Source organism: Chryseobacterium electrogenes, assembly GCF_053553015.1.
Map to the genome: position 1 here is coordinate 389,015 of NZ_JBNPPB010000002.1, position 21,814 is coordinate 410,828.

Below are 21,814 nucleotides of genomic sequence, written 5' to 3' on the forward strand. Positions count from 1 at the left end.
ATACTGAAATTTGTGAGGCTTTATTGTAAAATGTAAAATTAAATAATTAAAACTTGTACCCAAGACTTAACGTAACGTAACGTCCGTTTCCTCTTGCGTACTCAGCATTTCGTGCAATAAGCATTGAAGAAGGAGTATAATAGGCTTTATCAAAAAGATTCTCAACTCCTAGACTGTAGGTGACGTTTTTATGTGTAAAACCCGCACTCAAATTAAATAAATCTATAGAATTTACTCTTCCTTCGCCCTCCTCATAAGCACCTTTTGCGTTGGTTTGGAAGCGGTCTCTTTTACCAGTATGAATGTAATATAGATTAATATAAGAATTTGTAGAAGGTTTATAACTAGCGTATAGTGTAGTTTTAGAAGCGGGGATAGAGAGTCCACTCATGTAGCTGTCCCAGTCTCCTGATGTAGATTTTTTCTTACCTTCTAGAGTTGTGAAATTTCCACCCGCGCCAATTTTTTTAGTAATTTTTGCGTCTGCACTGATTTCAAATCCTGAGATTTTTTGTGGAGAACGATCAACTACCCAAAAACCATTTTCGGAAACCAAGTCGCTTCCAAGTTTAGAAAAGGTATGGAAGAATGCTGCGTTTAAGGTTAAGAAATTACCAATTTCAGAATATGCTCCGATTTCGTAATTGTTAGTTTTTACAGGATCGGTTTCTATTTTGTGTAGAATATCTGCTTTTGCAGCTCTCAAAGTTCTACCGAGATCATAGATGGAAAAACCTTGCGAAAACGCGATAAATGGCTGGAAAGGTTTGTATTTATCATAAGCCAAACCAGTGTTAAAGGCTGCATTATTATATTTAAGATTGCCACCAGATACATTAATAGTAGGATCTCCAGCTTTTAGAGGGATTACGTTATAATCAGGTACATGTACAGAGATGTTGTCATATCTTAGACCTACTTTTAGATTGAAATTATCATAAAAAGTGGTTTTGGTCTGGATGAAAGGTGCGGCACTATTGGATGTCATTTCCGGAATCCACATTCGGCCATCTGTAAGTGGTTGGCTGGTTACATCATTAAGATAATCGAAACCATATAATATATTAGTAGATATTCTTTCTGACAAATTTAATTTGGTTACAAACTGAGCTCGTGCGCCAAATTTTTCAGCTTTTATAGTTGCTTGTCCACTGGTGCTTTCCCAGCGAGGAGATTTAGGATTGTGCTTTCGGAAATCAAATATAGTGTACAGACTTTGAGTGTAAAGAGATAGCTCAAAGTTAGTATTATAGAAGATATTTTTTGAGTGGTATTTTATGTAAGCGTTATGGTTATATTTGGTTCCTTCATTTTCGGCTTGTGGATCTTTATCCCCTATAATCCCTATTCTCGGAGAATCCAAATAAACACCTCCAGAAGCAATTAGAGGTGTATCTTGAGTACTTGTATAGTAATTATACATAGCATCAATTCTATTGTTTTCATTGAAGTCGTAACCTATTTTTGCTAATACATTGATGGTTCTGGTATCGCCTAGACCATATCTTGGAGATATGTATTTTTTTTCTCCATCTATAGCAGATCCAGTTTGGTTGATGGTAACATTGGTGAGGTAATCAAATTTCTTGATTTTACCATGAAATTGTTGATTGAATCTATATCCAAAACCTCTTTTGTTTTCAAAAAAATTACGATCTGTAATAGACAAATTTGTCTGTCCTCCAAAGGGTCTGTTATCTTTTTCCTTTTTTGTAATTACATTCATTATACCTCCTATTGCGCCGTTTCCGTATAAAGAAGTTGCTCCTTTTATGATTTCTATTCTTTCTATGGCTGCAGGATCTATTGTTCTAATGTCTCTATCCGTAGATCGTAATGGAGTAGATTGAGGGATGCCGTCTATAAGGACCAACATACTTCTTCCTCTCAAAGACTGACTTCTGTTACTGGTTGTGTTGCTAGAAAGTGCAATTCCTGGCACAATCATACCTAAAATCTGAGACATATCTGCTGACACTTTTGTGAGTTCCTGAATTTGTTTTTCAGTAATTATAGTCACTGTTGCAGCGGCGTTAGTTTTAATTTCGGGTATTCTAGTAGAGCTTATCTGGACCTCATCAATTGATTTTACATGTTTCAGAGAATCAGATTCATGCTCTTGTGAAAAAGAAATTATTGAGGATAAAATTCCGAACGATAATACAGTTTTTTTCATAATACTTATTTAGACTTAATATAAATAGAGTGCAAAAGTAGTGTTGTTATACTAAACTAAAGAGCGATGAATAAAAAATCGTAAGAACATGTTAAAAGTCATAAAATCATATTAAAAGTGTTAAATTGAGAATTTTTTATTTGATTATGTTGATAATTGTGTAAAATATATTTATTATCATTTGTTGTTTTTCTATTGATAATGCTTATCGGTATTGTATGTAAATAACAAAATGTGAATTGTGTATTATGAGTACAGATTGATAATTAGATTTTATATTTAGCTTATTTTAAGATGGATTTGATTATTGTATAAAATGATAAACTATGTCTTAGTTTTAACGACAATAATATAAGGCTCTAAAGTTGAAAATAATGTATTTTTGAATTAAATATTAAACTATGAAAACATTATTAGGAATTCTTGGATCAGGATTGTTACTAGCGAGTATTTTTTCTTGTGGCGCTGTAGTGCATGACAGATTAGATACAGGAAAAATTGTTAGGGATTGCTCAGGAACTTACGTTCAGTTTGAAGGAAAAGGCGATTATTTGGTTTGCAATGATGCTATTTTAGCGGACAAAGAAGATGGCGCTAAAGTTTCGGTTATTTATTATTATACCAAAGAATGCAAGGAAAAAGAAGGAAAAGCAGTCTGTATGTTATTCCACGAAAATAAAGGCATGATAAGAATTAAGAAGCTAAATTAATGTCTGACTCAATTCTGATAAAATCAAAAACCTCGCAACGGACTGCGAGGTTTTTTTATTGAAAATAGTTCCTTAATCTTTTGTAAAAGCGAATGTTCCGCCGCCTTGTTTTAAGGTCATTTGTTTTTCTTTTGGATTAAATTCTAAGATGACACCAGCTTGTTCAAAAGCAAAAATATTCTGTTCTCTAGCTTCTAAAGGAAAAGCGCCTTGTCCAGTGGCTTGTGCCGTTAGTATGCCTTTGTTATTGGTAATATCAATTTTTATGGGAAGATCTTTAGAAGAATAAGATCCTAGATAATTAGCGATTTCTTCAGGCTTTGGCGTATAATTTTTAAAGCTTGGGATCTCGTATTCTTTACCGTAAACTGCGCTTAGTACAGCGATTGCAATATTGTTATTGTTGTAAATAGAAGCGTTAGAAGTCAATGCAAAGGTTACATCTTGATTATCAAAATGTGAAAAACTGCTCGTAAATCCATCAATGCCACCCGTATGTCCGTAACCGCTATTTTCATGAAATGGAAATTTAAAAAGACCAGATCCATAACCATCTTTGATAGTTTTCATTAATTCTAAATGATCTTTAGAAACTAATTTTCCGCCAAATAATCCATTCCCGAATGTTATCAGATCGCTTGGCGTAGAAACAATACCGCCCGCACCTAACGGAACAGAAATGTTAGTTTCTGGCTCTAAAAACCATTGATTATCAAAATCATAAGATAATGCTTCATTATTTTTCGGATTAATTTTTCCGCCGAGATTGGTGTTTTTAAGGTTAAGTGGTATTGTAATGTGTTGTTTTAGCAATTCTGCATAAGTTTTCCCGAATGTTTTTTCTAAAATATAAGTCAACAAAACATAATTAGAATTACTGTATGAAGACTTAGTGTCTGGCACAAAATCACTTCCTGCTTTGGTAATGATGGCAATCATTTCTTTTTCGGATTTTGCTTGGGTATTCCAGCTTAGGTAATCTTTATCATCGGTAAAATTATGGATGCCACTTCTATGGTTAAGAAGATTCTGAACGGTTATTTTATCCGCATTAATAATCGTGGGGAAATATTTATCAATAGTTTGTGATAGCTTTAATTTGTTAGCTTCAACCGCTTTTAGAAGTAAAATAGCTGTAAAGGTTTTGGAGATAGACCCAATTCTGTATTTGGTATTTTCATTGGCTTTTTGTTGAGTTGCAACATCCGCGTAGCCTAGAGATTTAACATAGATAACTTTACCATTTTGAGAGACTGCGAGGCTTCCCATAAATTTATTATTCGTTTCTAATTGATGGAAATATTGATCCAGTTTTTCTTTGTTAAAAGCTTGAGCGTAAGAACTTACCGATATCGCCAGTGAGGTCAAGCTAAGAAAGATTTTTAGTTTCATTTTAATTGTTTATTAAGTGATTTTTTTAATTTCAAAAGTAAAGTAAGAATGAAGTAAAATAGGATTGTGATGACTATCATTGCAGGAATAAACCAATTTCCTAAATACTCATATTGTTGGTGGTTTTCGTTGGCTAAACTTAGTTTTCCTAAAATAAAGAAATCGTTTGCTTTATAGAAAAAACCGACATTTTTGGGATCAAATAATTTAGCGAAAATCAAAAAGACAAAAGAGAATAAAGACAAATAAAGAATGAAAAATAAAACATAAGAAAATCCATTGCCAAGATTTAGAATCAACGCTTTGAAAATACTTATCGGGTTAAAGGATTTGGTAGATTCTTCTAGCTTTTTTTCGGCAACTAATTCTTTTAAAAATAGTTCAGGTTTACCAATTTTATCAAGAATATTGAGTAGTTTTTCTACGTCATTTTGATGTTCTGTATTATTATGAAAGCTTTCGTAAATATGGCTATTAATCTCCATGAGAATTTCTTCTCTATTCTCTGGCGACAAAATTTTGGTCGATAATTGGACTCTTGAGATATAGTCTTTGTATATTCTAGAAGCATTTTGGTCAGAAAATGCGATTTCTTTAAATTTCATTTTAAATAGAATTAATGGTTGAGTTAAGCTGTGACCAATAGTTTTTCATTTCAGAAACAGTATTGGCTCCGAGATCCGTGATTTTATAATACTTTCTTGGGATGCCAGATTCTTGTTCTACCCAATTAGAGGTTACTAAATTTTCGGTTTTTAAACGATTAAGCAAAGGATATAAAGTGCCTTCTGCAATATCAATTTCAGTCTTTTTTTTGATTTCGTTGATGAGGTCATAACCATAAAATTCTTGACCATTTTTTAAAATCGACAAAACAAGAAATGATAATGTTCCCTTTTTAAGTTGCGAAATCCACCTTTGTATAAAATCTTCATTCATTTTTCAAATGTAAAACAAAATACTTTGTTATACTATGTATTTGGTCTTGAATTTAATTTAATTATTTGCAATCAATTGATTATCATTATTTTAAATTTAATTTATTGTTTGTGTTATAGAATTTTCATGTTATTAATGATAATTTTGAATATTGTTTTAAAATAAATTAAAGCCAGAAATCGTTTAACTAAAGATTAAAAATGTTATCTTTAAATCATTCTAAATAAACTCACAAATGACGAAACACGAAAAAAGAGTGAAAGAAGTTTTTCACTTTTTTGATAATAAAGACACTGTTTTAGGTTATAGAAAATTGCTCGATTGTGCTATGGATACTCAGAATATGGATGTCTACAAAAAAGCAATTGCTCTCACAGATTGGAAAGAAAAAAATCCAAGCAATACCGATGATCTAATCCAAAAGGCAAAACAGCTTTTATCAGAAATAGAACAGATAGCGGTGCAAGAACATTCTAGCGAAAAATCCGTTCTTAAAGCTCAAAATATTAAAAAGTCTTACGGAAGTCAACGATTTTCTTTAGGACCTGTTTCTATTGAGATTAATAAAGGTCAGGTCTATGGTTTAGTTGGAGAAAACGGAAACGGAAAAACGACTTTGCTGAGGATTTTGGCAAAAGAAATAGCATATAATGAAGGTGACTTGTTTTATAATTTTAATTCGGCTCCGGTTAATGATTATGATCTTAGAACTAAGTTGGTGTACATCCCGCAACGCACCGAAAAATGGTACGGAAGTCTTAAGGATAATCTGAAATTTGTACTTTCTAATTACGGTGTTAATCCTGCAGAAAACGAAACCAGAACCTTGATGATGATTGCACGATTGGGACTTTGGAACTACAAACATCTTAAGTGGAGCGAGCTATCTTCTGGTTATAAAATGCGCTTTGAGTTGGCAAGAACTTTATTGCGACAGCCAGAAATTTTGCTCTTGGATGAGCCGCTGGCTAACTTAGATGTCGTAGCACAACAAGTCATTTTGGAAGATCTGAAATCCATCTCTAATTCGGTTAATAATCCGATTGCTTTGATATTAAGTTCTCAACAGTTATATGAGGTAGAAAAAGTATCGGATAAAGTTATTTTCCTTAAAAATGGACAATATAAAGATAACTCAGAGTTGTCTACAAGCGAGTCTAGCGGGCTTATCATTGAGATAGATTCTCCTGAGTCTAGGGAAAAATTATTACAAGTTTTTGAAGGGTTTGCTCTGGAGAAATTAAGTTTTAATGGAGGGATTTATGTCGCGCATTTTAGCAATCAGACCGAGTTTTCGTCTGTTATTTCTGCTTTAGGAAATGCTAAAATTGATATCATCTACCTTAGAGATATTTCTTCTTCCACCAGACGTTTTTTTGTTAGCTAAAATCTATAATTTTTTGACCACTTTATAATGAAAAAAATTACTCAAATCAATCAATATTTGTTAGAGAAATATCCTAGCCTTTGGAACACCAAGATTGTGTGGATGTTATTATCTGCAATCTTTATTCATATTCTTTTTTTTGCGATTGGATTCTCTTCCCACCAAAATCCACAGACTCTGCAACAGACCAATGCGGTTGACGATTACTTCAGGAATGGGCTTATCTATATTAATCTTATTATCTCTTTGTTAATGGTTGTGGGTTGGCTTATTCTGATGTTTAAGAATAATGCTTTTAAAAACTTTTATCCACAATCTAAGTTTCAATTGTTTTTTCAGTTTGTGCAATACTTTGTGATTATTTTTGCGTGTATTACATTTTACTTCTCGTATATGTTTGGCTTCAAGTTATTTATTAGCCAAAAATATAACGACGAAAAGATGGTCAAAGATATTGAGCTTATTAATACAGTTGCACCTTTTCTATCCCAGAATACAAAAGATTATACTCTAGATAATAGATTGTACCCAAAGCCTTTTTTTGATTTGTACTGTGAAAGAAATATTAATAATATAGATCAAAGTAAAAAGTACTTTGTGTATTACGATCAGGTTTATCAATACTTTTCTGTTTATAGTAAGACCAGTGAGAAGAGGGATAAAGATGGGGATTTTATAATTCCTGAGCCAGAAAATACTAATAAAACGGCAATTGCTTATACTCAAAGCGGTGAGAATTCTATGATTTATTATTTCAAGAAAGAAGTTATAGATCTTTCTCCTTATATTAAGACTACGGCTTTAAGTTATTATAACTTTTCTAAAGTTTTCTATGATTACGGAGATCAAAGCAATTATAGATATCCTAATTATCAAAGCAATTATTCTGATGAAGAACTTATCACCAAAAAGGCAGAAGCTAGAGTTAATAAAAATTTGACGGAGCTTTTGGATCGTAAAAATCCTGCAGAAATAGAAAAATTACTTAATGATTTTTTAGTCGTTTCTAAAGATTTAAAAATTAAAAATAACTTAGAAGCTAAGGCTTGGGCAAAAATGATTTATCATCCGGATCTTTTTGAAGTTAAATATTTTATCAAAAAGTACTTGCCACTTCCTAGTGAAGAATATGATGCCAATTCTGTTAATTATGATGAAAATGCCTATGCAGAAGCAGCAGTAGATGCTGCCGCTATGGATTATTCTGGAAATGTTGTGAATGCAGATGTCATTATTCAGAATCTTAATCCAAGTGTAGAGAAAGAACTTTCGCCAGAGAATTATTTTAAGAAAAATCTCACTAATCAGTATTATTTTTCAGATCAATTGAAGAATTTATTGGTAAATGTTGATACAATCAAGACTTATGATTACATGAGCAATTCTATTCATATATCTATTTGGATTGCTTTTGCATTGGCAATAGTTATTTTTAGCTTTAGAATTATGGGGCTTAGGTCGTTACTATTTAGTATTATTTCTGTTGGCGTTTTGATATTAGTTATTGTATTGATTGGGTTAATTAGTAGAATGGTATACGCTAGATTTAGTGAGTTCCATATGATGTACTTAATGTTGTTAATTGGGCTTACTATCTTGTTATTTCCTCTTCTTATCATGAAAAATATTGGGAAGTTTGTATCTTCAATATTTATGACGATTTCTATGACTGGTTTTGCCTTGTTTGTATTCTTGATTTTTGGTATTATCAATCAACACGAGAAAGCTAATTGTGCTGATGTTGTGGATGTCAATGGTAATTATGTATCTTGTGTAACTGTTTTTGATACATTGGGAGCAGCTAATATAAGCTGGATTATTTTGCTTATTAGTTTAGTTTTTATGTGGATTTATACCTCAGTATTGCATAAGTGGAAAGCTTTACCAGAGTAATTTTTTTTTAAAATTCAGATGCTGAAAAATAATTGAAAAATAATTTAAAGCTTTTAGGCTTTGAATTGTATATTATTTCAATATTAAAACATAACATATTTCTTATTATGAAAAAATATAAAATCCAATCCAATCCCTTTGTTGTTCCTACAACAGACGGAAAACTAATAGAAGAACATTGGGGTAATTCTACTGATAATTCTAATGTTTCTATTGCGCATATGATTGCGCCGCCCAATTGGAGCGAGCCACATCAGACGCCACAATTTGATGAGTTTACCATAATTATTTCTGGTAAAAAGCAACTGGAGATTGATGGTGATATTGTGGTTTTAGAATCAGGTCAAAGTATCCTGATAGAGAAAGGCGCAAGAGTCAGATATTCTAATCCATTTTCTGAGCCTTGTAGATATGTTGCAATTTGTTTACCAGCGTTTTCTATGGACTTGGTAAATAGGGAAGAAGAGTAGTACTCAGATTGTGAAATAACGATATAAAGGTTTGCTTAATTAATATATTATCAATTTTAAAAATATACTAATTAAGCAAGCCTATTTTTATTAAAGTACTAATTCTGTAAACAAAGTATCAAAAGTAGTCTCTAAGTCTTTTGTCATGCCAGGATGAGGTCTAGAAGTCTGTATGATAGAACTTCTAACCGCTGTTAACCATCGGAATCTCTCTGGGATATCCATTAAAGCGATAGGGCTAGATTTCTTGTCGCCGTTAGCAACATTTTCGAAAGAAGTAAGATGGTTGATAATGTCATCAAGTTCTGTTTCGCAAGAATAGCAAGCCAGTTTTTCTGCTGATAAAAAGGTTTTAGCTTTAATTAATTTTTCCCGTTTACTGAAAAGAATTAGTCCAACATTAAGAAACTCCTCACGTTCTGGCTTAGGAACTAGGCGAATGACCGCGTACTCATATAATTTTAGCTCTTGCATTTTTCGCTTCATTTACAAAGTTATCAGAATGGCTTAGTCGTCTGGTTAAGAACTGAAAATACACTTCTTTGATTTCGGATGGAGAAAGATCGGTATCGTTCCAATGTAGCCAATCTTCTGGGATTAATTCTACAATTTCTTTCAGTATTTCGTTAGTTAATATAGATTTGAATTTCTCATTCACGGCATCTAGCTCTGAAGCTTGAGGTAATAAGACATGATCTTTTATCATCGTAAAAGGACTTATGGCGTTCTTTTCCCAATTGTCCCAAGAATGATGAAAATATAAGGAAGCACCGTGATCTATCAACCATAATTCTTTGTGCCACATTAGCATATTGGTATTACGGAAAGTTCTGTCGATATTGGTCAAAAAAGCATCTAACCAAACAATTTCAGAAGATAATTGAGCTTCAATTTTTACAGCTGCGGGATCATAAGTGATTGCGCCAGAAAGATAATGAAGCGCAAGGTTGAGTCCAGCACTATTTTTAAGTAAATCTTGAATTTCTTCGTCGGCTTCTGTCCTTCCAAAATCCTCGGGTAGATTAGCAAACACCAGTTCTGGCGTTCTAAAACCTAAAACTTGCGCTATTTTTCCACCGATTAATTCTGATATTAGAGCTTTTACGCCATGTCCTGCACCTCGGAATTTCAAAACATATTTAAAATCATCATCTGCATCTACCAAAGCTGGCAGAGAGCCGCCTTCGCGCAAAGGCAAGATATATCGTGTGACGGTAACCGTCCTTAAGTTGAGATCCATAATTTATAAAATGTGAGTAAAATTAAGGATTTGAAAATGAAAATATCTTAAGATGATTTATTTTTTTTGTTTTAAAAGACGAAATATCTAACTCGATATTACTGATTTTATTTTATTGAAGTGCATAAGGTACAGGAGATTATATACGTGTAATTTACTAAGTGAAAAATTTTAATCGGAATTGTTTGTTTTTTATTATTTTTAATTTAAATTTTGTTAATTTTGAATATTATTCTTATTCTTTTTAAGAAATTGAATTTACATTTAGTTGTATTTTTATTTTATATTGAAAAATCTATATTAATTGAAATATTATGAAAAAAAAATTTTTACTAGCTAGTATTGCATTAAGTTTTGTGTTTACAACCGCTCAGGTTAATCAAGATCAGATTTCTGATTTGGCAATAAGAAATACACAAGGCATATCTAATGTTAAAAAAGTGAATTTGAAAAGTCAGATTTCAAGCTTAAATAGCTTAGCTAAGTCAAAACAATTACAAATAGTTTTACCGACTAAAAAATCTAATGAAAGATTTGTTTTAGTAGAAAGAGAGCTTTTGTCACCAAAGCTAAAAGAAAAATATCCTAATATAAAGTCTTATTATGGCTACTCATTAGATAATCCAAATGTTAGAATAACAGCTTCATTCTCTCCAAGCAAAGGTTTTTCTGCATTGATGTACGGTGGTGAAGAAAAACAAATGATCAACAAAATAGATGGAGACGCTTACACATACGGAATATACGGAGAGAATGAATTGTCAGGACTTAGTGCTTTTAATTGTGGAACGGTGGTAGAGTCAGCTTTTAATGACGGAACTAATACATTAACTAAAAGAGATAATCCTAAGCAATATCGTAAATATAAATTGGCAGTTGTAACAGATTATAATTATAATTTGTATCATGCCAAAGGTGGAGATGTGACGATTGAGAAATCATTAGCTGCTGTAGTCGAGAGCTTGTCTATTATTTTTCCAATCTATGAAAATGATCTATCTATCCTATTTGAATTAGTTGATGATATGGACAAGATTACCTTTTTAACAAAGGAGTCGGATCCTTATACTTCAGAAAATTTAAATGCTAAAACTCAAAGCGAACTAAATTCCAAAATTGGAGCAGCTAATTATGATTTAGGTATTTTGTTTACAAATAAAGTTGGTGGAGGTAATGCAGGAGCTATTGGGTCCGTTTGTAGAAATACGACAAAAGGATCTGCTTATATGGGATATGTTGAGGCAAATAAGCCAGAAGGTTTTTCTTTTTCGGTGGCTGCAGGACATGAGATGGGACATCAGTTTGGAGGTAATCACACTCATGCCAGAAACGAAGGATATCAAGCCAATAGAGAGATTGGAAGTGGTGTGACGGTTATGGGATATCCTGGTGTTACCGGTACTCATGATGTACAAGGGACTTTTATTCCTCAGTTTCATAACAATACAATGGTGCAGATTAATAATTATCTTTCTCGACAGACTTGCGGGACCAAGATTGACAACAATAATAATGTACCGATTGTTAATGCTGGTCAAGATTACTCTATACCACAAGGAACTGCTTTTAGATTAACTGGTTCTGCTACAGATGATGATTCTGCAGATGTTTTAACTTATTCTTGGGAACAAAATGATCCATTAACAGACTTCACAGGAAATAACTTTAAAAATCCAAGTTCTGAAAATCGTAATGGTGCTAATTATAGGGTTTTTGCAGCTCACAATAGTCCTGTACAATATTTTCCGCCAATTGGAGATGTGCTCAATGGTAGTTTAACTACTAACTGGAATCAACCTCCAACAGTTAGTAAAACGATGAATTTTGTCTTATCAGTTAGAGATAATAAAATTGGAGGTGGACAGACGGGTAGTGCAGGAATGAAAGTTAATGTCACTGATAATGCACCTTTCAGAATTAGTAATATTAATCTAAACCAAACGATAAGGTCAGGACAAAGCTTTGAGCTGAAGTGGGATGTTTCTGGTACCGATACAGGTGTCATTAATGCTAAAAATGTAAAAATAAGTTTGACAACAGACGATGGAAAGACCTTTACAACTTTGGTAGATAGTACTCCTAATGATGGCTCAGAGATTATTACAATACCATCTTCTTTAAAATCTAAAAAAGCAAATATAATTGTAGAAGCTATTGATAATATATTTTATGCAGCATCACCTAGCATTGCTGTTGATTATGAAGTATCTTTAGTCTGCAATGAGTATTATACATCCAGTATTGATATCCCAGATGGGAATTTTATTAATCAAAATGTGAAAGTAAGTGATGCTGCTTCAGGATTAGTTGAAGATATTAGCATTATTACGGATATTACTCATCCAAGATCAAGTGATTTACAGATTTTACTAGCTAGAGTGGGGGTAGATAATTATTACAGGACTCTGATTAACAGCGGATGTGGGGATAATCCATATCCTAATTATATATTTAATATAAATGGAAGTTCTGTCTTTAACTCTAATTGTACACAAGGAGCAGTTATACAGCCTCCAACTCCAGAATATTTATCTAATTATATCGGGAAACCTACTGAAGCAACATATTACTTTCGTGTAGTAGATAAGGTTTCTGGAGCTGTGGGGAAAATTAATAAATTAGGAGTAAAAATTTGCAAAAAAGAATATAAGGACATACAGTTAGCAGTTAAAGATGTTGCAGTAAATACAGCGAAAGTATTTCCTAATCCATCTAATGGTAATTTTAATGTTAGATATAATGCATCTTCAAAATCATATAAATTAGAAGTTTACAATATATCAGGACAATTAGTAGATTCTAAGATTGTAGATAGTGCACAGAAAGAAGATAAAAGCTTTAACTTTAGTCATTTGACAAAAGGAGTATATGTCCTTAGAATCATAGATGGTGAAAATATTTTAAATCAAAAATTAATCATAAAATAAATAGAAATATCATAACTTTAAAGCCTCATATTAATGGGGCTTTTTTATTTTAATTACAAGATTATGAAACAAAAAATTAGTATATTATTGTCAATCTTCTTATTGATTATTAGTTGTAAAGCTACCAAAAATAATGCAGATACATCTATATCTCAAGAGAAGCCACAAGTATTATTAACTCTAAAAGAGAACTCACTTACTGATTATCCTGATTTTTCTCTAGTTAATTCTAATGAAGAATTGTGGGCTATTTTCGGAGCTATTAATAGTACAAGGATGCCTGGTATTAGATCTCCAGAAGTGGACTTTAATGCCAATAGTCTTTTGCTCGTTAATATTAATCTAGACGGGAAAAAATATTCTGATATTACATTAGATCAGCTTAAAGTTATAGACAATAAACTCCAAGTAAAATACTATGGTAGCGATAATAATCCAGATATGTTAGATATTCCTAATTCTTATCGCGTCATAAAATTGATTAAAATTAAAAAAGCAACTTCAATTTCTAAAATTGAAAAACTAAACTAGGATTATTTCTAAGTCAATATATCAGTAATAAAAAATCCCTCTATTCTAAAATAAAGGGATTAATTATCATTGAGATTTCTAAGAAATCTTAGTATCTGTAATACTCTGGTTTGAAAGGACCTTCAACCGGAACACCGATATAATCAGCTTGTTCTTGAGAAAGAACTTCTAGTTCAACGCTTAATTTCTTAAGGTGAAGCTCAGCTACTTTTTCATCAAGGTGCTTAGGTAACATATACACTTCGTTTCCGTAAGCTGCAGAGTTAGTCCACAATTCGATTTGAGCCAAAGTCTGGTTAGAGAAAGAGTTACTCATCACAAAAGATGGGTGACCTGTAGCACAACCAAGGTTTACCAATCTACCTTCAGCCAAGATAATTACTTCTTTACCTTCGATAGTGTAGATGTCAACTTGAGGTTTAACTTCAGATTTTGTAGTGCCATAGTTAGCATTTAACCAAGCCATATCGATTTCGTTATCGAAGTGACCGATGTTACATACAACAGCTTTATCTTTCATTTTAAGGAAATGCTCGCCTCTTACGATATTAAAGTTACCTGTTGTCGTAATGATGATATCAGCATTGTCAACAACTGTTTCTAGTCTTTTTACCTCGTAACCGTCCATTGCAGCTTGTAATGCACAGATTGGGTCAATCTCAGTAACAGTAACGATAGATCCTGCACCTCTGAAAGAAGCCGCAGTCCCTTTACCAACATCTCCGTAACCACATACAACAACTCTTTTACCCGCTAACATAAGGTCAGTCGCTCTTCTTACAGCATCAACTGCAGATTCTTTACAACCATATTTGTTATCGAATTTAGACTTAGTCACAGAATCATTTACGTTGATAGCAGGCATTACCAAAGTTCCGTTTTTCATTCTTTCGTACAATCTGTGTACACCAGTTGTCGTTTCTTCAGAAAGACCTTTGATATCTTTTGTGAATTCTGGATACTTATCAAAAACCATATTAGTTAAGTCACCACCATCATCCAAGATCATATTCAATGGCTTTCTATCTTCACCAAAGAACAAAGTTTGCTCGATACACCAGTCAAAATCCACATCGTTAAGACCTTTCCATGCATAAACAGAAATCCCAGCAGCAGCAATTGCCGCAGCAGCGTGATCCTGAGTAGAGAAAATATTACAAGAAGACCAAGTTACTTCTGCACCAAGAGCTACCAAAGTTTCGATCAATACAGCTGTCTGGATTGTCATGTGAAGACATCCTGCGATTCTTGCACCTTTTAACGGTTGAGATGGACCGTATTCTTCACGGATAGCCATTAATCCTGGCATTTCTGCTTCGGCCAATGTAATTTCCTTTCTTCCCCATTCTGCTAGAGAAATATCCTTAACTTTATAAGGAACGTATTGTGTTGTACTCATATTTATAATTAAATAAATTAAAATTCTATTTTAAATTAAAGTGCAAAATTACGACATATAATCAAGATATAAAAACATCTAATTCAATCTAGAATGCTATTTTTTTCAATGGAATCTATTAATTTTGAAGACATAAAATATTCAATAAAATTATATTATAACTATTTAATATTATGAAAAATACAATTATTACATGCTTATTAGTCGCTTTTGGAATGAATGCTAACGCGCAAAAACTAAAAACGATTGTTTATAAAGATGGTGTCCAACAATTAAATGGAATGGTGAGTGCTAACGCGGGTAAAAAGCTGCCTGGCGTTTTGATTCTTCCCGCTTGGAAAGGCATTGACAATGAAGCCAAACAAGCCGCTTTGGATCTAGAAAAACAAGGCTATATTGCCTTTATCGCAGATATCTATGGCGAGGGAAATAGTCCTGTGGATAACGCATCTGCAGCAAAAATTGCAGGGTCTTACAAAAGTGATTTTAAAGCTTATCAACATCGTATAGCTTTGGCTTTAGAAGAATTGAAAAAGCAAGGAGCGATTGCTAATAAGATTGCTGTTATTGGCTATTGTTTTGGTGGGACAGGTGCTTTAGAAGTAGCTCGTGGAGATTTTTCTGTGGCTGGCGTTGTTAGTATTCATGGGAGTTTGTCCAAGGCGGCTGATCGTCCTAATAATTTAATTAAAACCAAGATTCTGGTGGAGTATCCTGCTAATGACAAAAGTGTGTCTAAGGAAGATTATGATAATTTAGTTAAAGAAATGAATGAAGGTAAAGCCGATTGGCAAATCATTACTTATGCTAATTCTGGTCATACATTTACCAATCCAGAATCTCAAGAATATAATAAAGTTATGGCTGACCGCGCATGGAATCATACGTTGTTATTCTTAAAAGAAATCTTGAAATAATTTAATTAAAAAAGCGATATGGTTAAATATCGCTTTTTTTAATAGGATGTTCTGTTTTATCACTTAATGACTTCGACAGGCTCAGCCTGATATCATTTATCAGGAAGAAAAAGTTATTCGAGTTGTCTCGCTGAGCTCGTCGAAGCTTTTTTATACAATTTCAATTGAGGTACTTTGATAGAAAATCATTTTAATATTATTTTTTCTTACTAAAAACCCTGAAGGCATTATAAACCGCTTGGTGGATCACCGTTGCATGCGTTTCTTCTGGCATATAATCGAAACTGATTTTGATGTTTTTTTGCTTTTCCAAAATTTTATAAAGACTTTTTACTTCGTTGTACATTTTAACATCTTCATCTTTGCTAGGCGCACCAATATAGACATTGACATTCTTTTTAAGATTTTTTTGGATTAAAGAATTAGCGTCTTTTAATAATTGCTTTTCTCCCCACCACAGACTTGGACTGATGATGATATAATTGTCAAAAAGTTGAGGTTTTTTCAGTAAAATTTCTGTTGTTAAAAGACCTGCTAAAGATTCACCAATAATAGTGTTTTTGCCATTTGAATTATAATTTTTGCTGATGTAAGGTTGTAATTCTTTTTCCAAAAAGGCGATGTATTGTTCTGAGTTTCCGTATTGTGGAAATTGCTCTTTTTTGAAACCTTCTTTCTCTATAAAATCTGTATTAGTCACGGCAAAAGTGAAATCTTTTCTGCGGTTAATATTTTCAATTCCGACAACGATAGATTGTGGCAATCGGTTAACCCAGGATTGAGAATTAAATCTAACAATCCCGGTAAGGTGAAAAAAATCTTCGTCTATTCCTCCATCCAAAATATAAATAACAGGATATTTTTCGGTTTTTGTTGCATCATATTCTTCAGGTAAATAAATGTTGATGGTACGATTTTCATTTAATATTTTAGAATTGATTTTTTCAGTTTTTGCAATGTTTATAGTTTCAGTTTTCGTCTGTGCAAAAGAAAAATTAACTACGGCGAAACAAAGAATTATATATTTTATAGAGTTAATCATTTTATTAGAAATAAATTTTTGTTGTAGTTTCATTAGACATTTTTAATTGATGTTCGTTACAAATATCAACCATTTAAAATAAAAAAAGGACGATTTCAATCCGAAGATTAAAACCGCCCAGCGTTTAGAGAGAAAAAATTTATATTTTGTTATTTCCAGCCGCCACCAAGGCTTTTGTATATGCTGACAACTGTACTTAACTGTCTTTCTTTAGCATCAATTAATTCCATTTTTGCATCCAGAGCATCGCGTTGATTCATCAGAACTTCGAGGTAATCGGCTCTCATGTTTTTAAACAATTGATTGGCAATATCAATGGATTGATCTAGAGCTTTGGATTCTTGGGATTTTAATTGATAGTATTGATCCAGGTTTTTGATTTTCGACATTTGATTAGCAACATCCAGATAAGCATTCAGAATCGTTTTGTCGTATTCATATAATGCTTGGATTTGTTTGGCATCTGCCGATTTAAAATTAGCCTGAATAGCACTTTTATTAATAAGCGGACCAGCTAATTCTCCTGCAAGATTATAAGCGATAGATTGTGGCATCTTTACCAGATAAGATGGTTTGAAAGCTTCTAGACCCAAAGTTGCATTAATTTCTAAACTTGGATAAAACTCTTTTCTCGCAGCTTCTACATCTAATTTTGCCGCTTGCAATTCTAATTCAGCTTGCTTAATATCAGGTCTGTTGGCTAGTAATTGAGAAGGTACGCCAGTATAAACCGTTTGCGGAATAATCGTCATAAAGCTTTCTTTATTCCTTGCAATAGGTTGCGGGAAACGCCCTAACAAAGCGTTTATTTGATTTTCCTGTTCGGTAATTTGCTGTTTAAGATCATATTCGGTAGCGCTTGATTTTGCCAATTCTGCCTCGAATTTTTTTACAGCCAATTCGGTTGCTGCCATTGCTTGTTTTTGGATTTTGGCAACTTCTAGAGCTTTCTTTTGAAGTTCCATATATTGATGGATCATATCCAACTGATTATCCAAAGACAAAAGGCCGTAATAATTTTCTGCAACTTCTGCAATTAAGCTAGACAAAACGAAATTTTTACCTTCTACCGTAGATAGATAATGTGCTACCGCAGATTTTTTTTCGGTTCTTAGCTTGTGCCAAATGTCAAGTTCCCAATCTGCAGAAAAGCCAGCTTCAAAATTCCCAAGTGGATCGGGCATTTCTTTTCCGGGTTTAATTTCTGTTGTGGCATCACCAGCACCTTCGCTAGTGTAGCGTCCTGCTTTTTTTACACCAGCACCAATGCCCGCGCTAACAGTTGGTTTTAGTCTTCCTGTTTTGTAAAGAACGTCACTTTTTGCAATCTCAATCTGTTGAAGCGTGATTAATAATTCTTGATTATTTTTTAAGGCTTCGTCAATTAGACTGACTAAGTTAGGATCTGTAAAGAACTGTTTCCAAGGTGTGATGCCAGAGTTGTTTTCTGTCACCGCTTCTGTTTGGTTAAAGTTCTGCGGAAGATTTTCTTTTAGTTTATCTTGAGTCTGGGTTGCCAGTGGTGCTTTACAACTTGCAAGCGCCAAGGAAACTCCTAGTATTGTGATTACTATTCTATTAGTCTTCATATTTGTCATCGTGTTTGTAAGGTTCGGTTTGTTCTGTTAATGGGTTTTCTTCTTCATAGTAAGATAACTTAGTTTTCTCCGAAATTTTACCAAAAATATAATATAAACCAGGGATAATCATTAATCCGAAAATTGTACCAATTAACATCCCGCCAGCTGCTGCTGTACCAATTGTTCTGTTACCAATTGCACCAGGACCTGTTGCCATTACCAAAGGAATAAGTCCTGCAATAAATGCAAATGAAGTCATTAAGATTGGACGGAAACGTATCGTTGCGCCTTCTATAGCTGCTTTGGCAACCGAAATTCCTTCTTCTGCTTTTTTCTGAACGGCAAATTCTACAATTAATACTGCATTCTTACCAAGAAGCCCGATAAGCATGACCATTGCAACTTGAGCATAAATGTTGTTTTCTAATCCTAATAATTTTAAACATAAGAACGCTCCGAAAATCCCCGTTGGTAATGATAAAATTACAGGTAAAGGAAGAATGAAACTTTCATATTGTGCAGAAAGAATTAGATAAACGAATCCTAAACAAATCAAGAAGATATAAACAGCTTCGTTTCCACGAGATACTTCATCTTTAGAAATCCCCGCCCAATCGATGCCGTAACCTCTTGGTAAAGTTTTGTCAGCAACTTCTTGGATGGCTTTAATTGCTTGTCCACTACTGTAACCCGGCGCCGGAGATCCACTTACTTCTGAGGCATTGTACATATTATGACGCGTGATTTCTGATAAACCGTATACTTTTTCTAACTTCATAAAGTCTGCATAAGGCACCATTTGTTCTTTGTCATTTTTAACATAAAGCTTTAATATATCGCTTGGTAAAGCTCTATATTGTGGGCCTGCTTGTACAATAACTTTATAAGGTCTGTCAAATCTAATAAAACTGGTCTCGTAGTTAGAACCAATTAAAGTTGATAAGTTATCCATCGCTTTGTCTATAGAAACACCTTTTTGCTCTGCCAAGTCATTGTCTACTTTTAGCATATATTGAGGGAAACTCGCTGAGTAAAAAGTAAAGGCTGAACCTAATTCTGGACGCTTTTTCAATTCTTTAACAAAATCATTACTTACAGTTTCCATTTTGCGGTAATCACCACTTCCTGCTTTATCTAAAAGACGAAGTTCAAATCCTCCAGCTGCACCATAACCAGGGATAGATGGCGGTTGGAAAAATTCTATATTAGCACCAGGGATTTCCTTAGCTTTTTTCTCCAATAATTCTATAATCTCTGCCGCAGATTCTTTTCTTTCGTCCCAGCTTTTGAGGTTGATAAGACAAGTTCCTGAGTTAGATCCTGTACCTTCTGTCAAAATTTCATAACCAGCTAGTGATGATACAGATTGTACACCATCCACATCTTCGGTTGCTTTTTGTAATTGTAAAGCAATCTGATTAGTTCTTTCTAAGGTTGATCCTGGCGGCGTCTGTATAATGGCGTAAATCATCCCTTGATCTTCTGCTGGTACAAATCCTGAAGGTAAGCTGTTGCTGAGAAGATAAGTGCCAAGACAGAAAATTAATAATACGGGTAAGGTAAAGAATTTCTTAGTTACTGTTTTTTTCAATAAGCCTTCATATTTACCTTGTCCTTTGGTAAAGGTATTGTTGAATTTATCTAAAACAATATTGATAGGTGTTTTCTTTCTTACTTTACCGTGGTTATTTTTTAATATTAAAGCACAAAGAGCAGGCGTTAATGTTAAAGCAACTGTTCCTGATAAAATAATTGCAGAAACCATCGTGATAGAAAACTGACGATAAAATATCCCAACAGGACCACTCATAAAAGCAACAGGAATAAATACCGAAGCCATAACCAAAGTAATAGCGATAATTGCACCACTAATCTCATGCATTGCTTCTTCCGTAGCTTTCAGTGGTGATAATCCTTTTTCTTCCATCTTGGCATGGACGGCTTCTATGACGACAATCGCATCATCGACGACGACACCAATTGCCATAACCAAAGCGAAAAGCGATATCATATTTAAAGTAATACCAAATGCTGACATAACCGCGAAAGTACCAATTAGCGATACCGGAACAGCAATCGTTGGAATTAAAGTTGATCTCCAGTCTCCTAAAAATAAGAATACAACAATCGCCACTAATATGAAGGCTTCAAATAAAGTATGAACAACCTTTTCTATAGAAGCATCCAAGAATCTAGAAACGTCATAACTTAATTCATAATGCATTCCTTTCGGGAAGTTAGTCTTTTGTAGATCTTCCATTAAGGATTTTACATTCTTGATAACTTCACTGGCATTGGAGCCGTAAGATTGCTTTACGGTAATTGCCGCAGAAGGTTTGCCATTAAGCGTAGAGTAGATATCATACATAGAACTTCCAAACTCTACATCAGCAATATCTTTAAGTCTTACAAACTCACCATTGGCATTTGATTTCAGAATGATGTTTCCGTAATCTTTTTCGTTGTTGTAACGACCAGGATATTTTAAGATATACTCAAAAGATTGAGATCTTTTACCTGAACTTTCTCCGGTTTTACCAGGTGAAGCTTCTATACTTTGAGAATCCAAAGCACTCATTACTTCATCAGAAGATATGTTGTAAGCCGTCATTCTATCAGGTTTTAACCAAATACGCATGGCATATTCTCTGGTTCCTAATATATCAACTGTACCAACACCTTTTATTCTTTTTAACTCTGAAAGAACATTAATATCAGCATAGTTGAACAAGAATTTTTGATTGGCTTTTGGGTCATCACTGTAAAGATTGATGTACATTAACATGTTAGGTTCTTCACGAGTAATTTTAACCCCTTCTCTTACCACAAGTGGAGGTAATTTATTAATAGCTGAAGAAATGTGGTTCTGTACATTAACCGCGGCAACATTGGGATCTGTACCAAGGTCAAAAACAACTTGGATTGCAGCTTCACCATCATTACCAGCATTGGATGCCATATATTTCATCCCAGGAACACCGTTGATTGATCTTTCTAGCGGGATAATTACAGACTTAATAAGCAACTCATTATTCGCGCCAGGATAAGATGCGGTAATATTTACTTTAGGAGGAGAGATAGATGGGAACTGTGTTACGGGAAGCGACATTAAAGCTAAAATTCCCAAGAACACTATAATCAATGAGATTACAATAGACAGAACGGGTCTGCGTATGAATTTCTTAAACATAATTTTTTTCTTAATAATGAA

17 protein-coding genes are annotated in these 21,814 nt (G+C 33.4%); 7 read left to right on the plus strand and 10 right to left on the minus strand.

Translation table 11 applies throughout. The features are described from left to right. Positions 1-46 precede the first annotated feature (46 nt). Entirely contained in the window at positions 47-2,176 is a 2,130-nt protein-coding gene (locus tag ACQQ6V_RS01790; protein WP_448843882.1) for a TonB-dependent receptor, read from the minus strand. A 401-nt stretch (positions 2,177-2,577) separates the two neighbouring features. On the opposite strand from ACQQ6V_RS01790, the gene ACQQ6V_RS01795 reads away from it, so the two are divergent. Continuing rightward, positions 2,578-2,886 (plus strand): hypothetical protein, encoded by a 309-nt coding sequence (locus tag ACQQ6V_RS01795; protein ID WP_448843883.1) that lies wholly within the window; start codon positions 2,578-2,580, stop codon positions 2,884-2,886. 72 nt (positions 2,887-2,958) lie between these two features. On the opposite strand, the gene ACQQ6V_RS01800 is transcribed toward ACQQ6V_RS01795, so the two are convergent. The 3 genes from ACQQ6V_RS01800 to ACQQ6V_RS01810 are packed head-to-tail and all read right to left on the minus strand — an operon-like array spanning position 2,959 to position 5,217. Continuing rightward, positions 2,959-4,278, minus strand: coding sequence for a serine hydrolase domain-containing protein (locus tag ACQQ6V_RS01800; protein ID WP_448843884.1), 1,320 nt, complete (start codon positions 4,276-4,278; stop codon positions 2,959-2,961). Beyond that, entirely contained in the window at positions 4,275-4,883 is a 609-nt protein-coding gene (locus ACQQ6V_RS01805; RefSeq protein ID WP_448843885.1) for an HAAS signaling domain-containing protein, read from the minus strand. The genes ACQQ6V_RS01800 and ACQQ6V_RS01805 overlap by 4 nt, the downstream gene beginning before the upstream one ends. Before the next feature lies 1 nt (position 4,884). Beyond that, on the minus strand, positions 4,885-5,217 hold the full coding sequence (locus tag ACQQ6V_RS01810; protein ID WP_448843886.1) for a PadR family transcriptional regulator: 333 nt from the start codon (positions 5,215-5,217) through the stop codon (positions 4,885-4,887). A 235-nt stretch (positions 5,218-5,452) separates the two neighbouring features. Here ACQQ6V_RS01810 and ACQQ6V_RS01815 point away from each other — a divergent pair, with 235 nt between their 5' ends. The 3 genes from ACQQ6V_RS01815 to ACQQ6V_RS01825 all read left to right on the plus strand — a co-directional run bounded on the left by ACQQ6V_RS01815 (position 5,453) and on the right by ACQQ6V_RS01825 (position 8,967). Next, positions 5,453-6,604, plus strand: a complete 1,152-nt coding sequence (locus tag ACQQ6V_RS01815) for an ABC transporter ATP-binding protein (protein ID WP_448843887.1) — start codon at positions 5,453-5,455, stop codon at positions 6,602-6,604. A 27-nt stretch (positions 6,605-6,631) separates the two neighbouring features. After that, positions 6,632-8,497, plus strand: coding sequence for an MFS transporter (locus ACQQ6V_RS01820; RefSeq protein ID WP_448843888.1), 1,866 nt, complete (start codon positions 6,632-6,634; stop codon positions 8,495-8,497). Between the two features lie 107 nt (positions 8,498-8,604). After that, positions 8,605-8,967: a cupin domain-containing protein gene (locus ACQQ6V_RS01825; protein ID WP_448843889.1), complete on the plus strand. Its 363-nt coding sequence runs from the start codon at positions 8,605-8,607 to the stop codon at positions 8,965-8,967. A gap of 90 nt (positions 8,968-9,057) precedes the next feature. Here the strand turns inward: ACQQ6V_RS01825 and ACQQ6V_RS01830 are convergent, their stop codons facing one another. Next, positions 9,058-9,441, minus strand: coding sequence for a DUF3037 domain-containing protein (locus ACQQ6V_RS01830; RefSeq protein WP_448843890.1), 384 nt, complete (start codon positions 9,439-9,441; stop codon positions 9,058-9,060). After that, entirely contained in the window at positions 9,419-10,207 is a 789-nt protein-coding gene (locus ACQQ6V_RS01835; protein ID WP_448843891.1) for a HipA family kinase, read from the minus strand. The genes ACQQ6V_RS01830 and ACQQ6V_RS01835 overlap by 23 nt, the downstream gene beginning before the upstream one ends. Positions 10,208-10,521: 314 nt before the next feature. On the opposite strand from ACQQ6V_RS01835, the gene ACQQ6V_RS01840 reads away from it, so the two are divergent. Then, entirely contained in the window at positions 10,522-13,134 is a 2,613-nt protein-coding gene (locus ACQQ6V_RS01840) for a zinc-dependent metalloprotease (RefSeq protein ID WP_448843892.1), read from the plus strand. Between the two features lie 63 nt (positions 13,135-13,197). Continuing rightward, a complete protein-coding gene (locus ACQQ6V_RS01845; RefSeq protein ID WP_448843893.1) occupies positions 13,198-13,665 on the plus strand; it encodes a hypothetical protein in 468 nt (155 codons plus the stop codon). Between the two features lie 88 nt (positions 13,666-13,753). Here the strand turns inward: ACQQ6V_RS01845 and ahcY are convergent, their stop codons facing one another. Next, a complete protein-coding gene (ahcY, locus tag ACQQ6V_RS01850; protein ID WP_448843894.1) occupies positions 13,754-15,064 on the minus strand; it encodes an adenosylhomocysteinase in 1,311 nt (436 codons plus the stop codon). Between the two features lie 173 nt (positions 15,065-15,237). On the opposite strand from ahcY, the gene ACQQ6V_RS01855 reads away from it, so the two are divergent. After that, positions 15,238-15,981 (plus strand): dienelactone hydrolase family protein, encoded by a 744-nt coding sequence (locus ACQQ6V_RS01855; protein WP_448843895.1) that lies wholly within the window; start codon positions 15,238-15,240, stop codon positions 15,979-15,981. A gap of 196 nt (positions 15,982-16,177) precedes the next feature. Here the strand turns inward: ACQQ6V_RS01855 and ACQQ6V_RS01860 are convergent, their stop codons facing one another. The 3 genes from ACQQ6V_RS01860 to ACQQ6V_RS01870 all read right to left on the minus strand — a co-directional run bounded on the left by ACQQ6V_RS01860 (position 16,178) and on the right by ACQQ6V_RS01870 (position 21,793). After that, on the minus strand, positions 16,178-17,056 hold the full coding sequence (locus ACQQ6V_RS01860; RefSeq protein WP_448843896.1) for an alpha/beta hydrolase: 879 nt from the start codon (positions 17,054-17,056) through the stop codon (positions 16,178-16,180). Positions 17,057-17,172: 116 nt separating this feature from the next. Beyond that, a complete protein-coding gene (locus ACQQ6V_RS01865) occupies positions 17,173-18,612 on the minus strand; it encodes a TolC family protein (protein ID WP_448843897.1) in 1,440 nt (479 codons plus the stop codon). Beyond that, the gene (locus tag ACQQ6V_RS01870) at positions 18,602-21,793 is read right to left on the minus strand and encodes an efflux RND transporter permease subunit (protein ID WP_448843898.1); all 3,192 of its coding nucleotides are present in this window, start codon (positions 21,791-21,793) and stop codon (positions 18,602-18,604) included. Before ACQQ6V_RS01870 ends, ACQQ6V_RS01865 begins: the two co-directional genes overlap by 11 nt. Positions 21,794-21,814 lie beyond the last annotated feature (21 nt).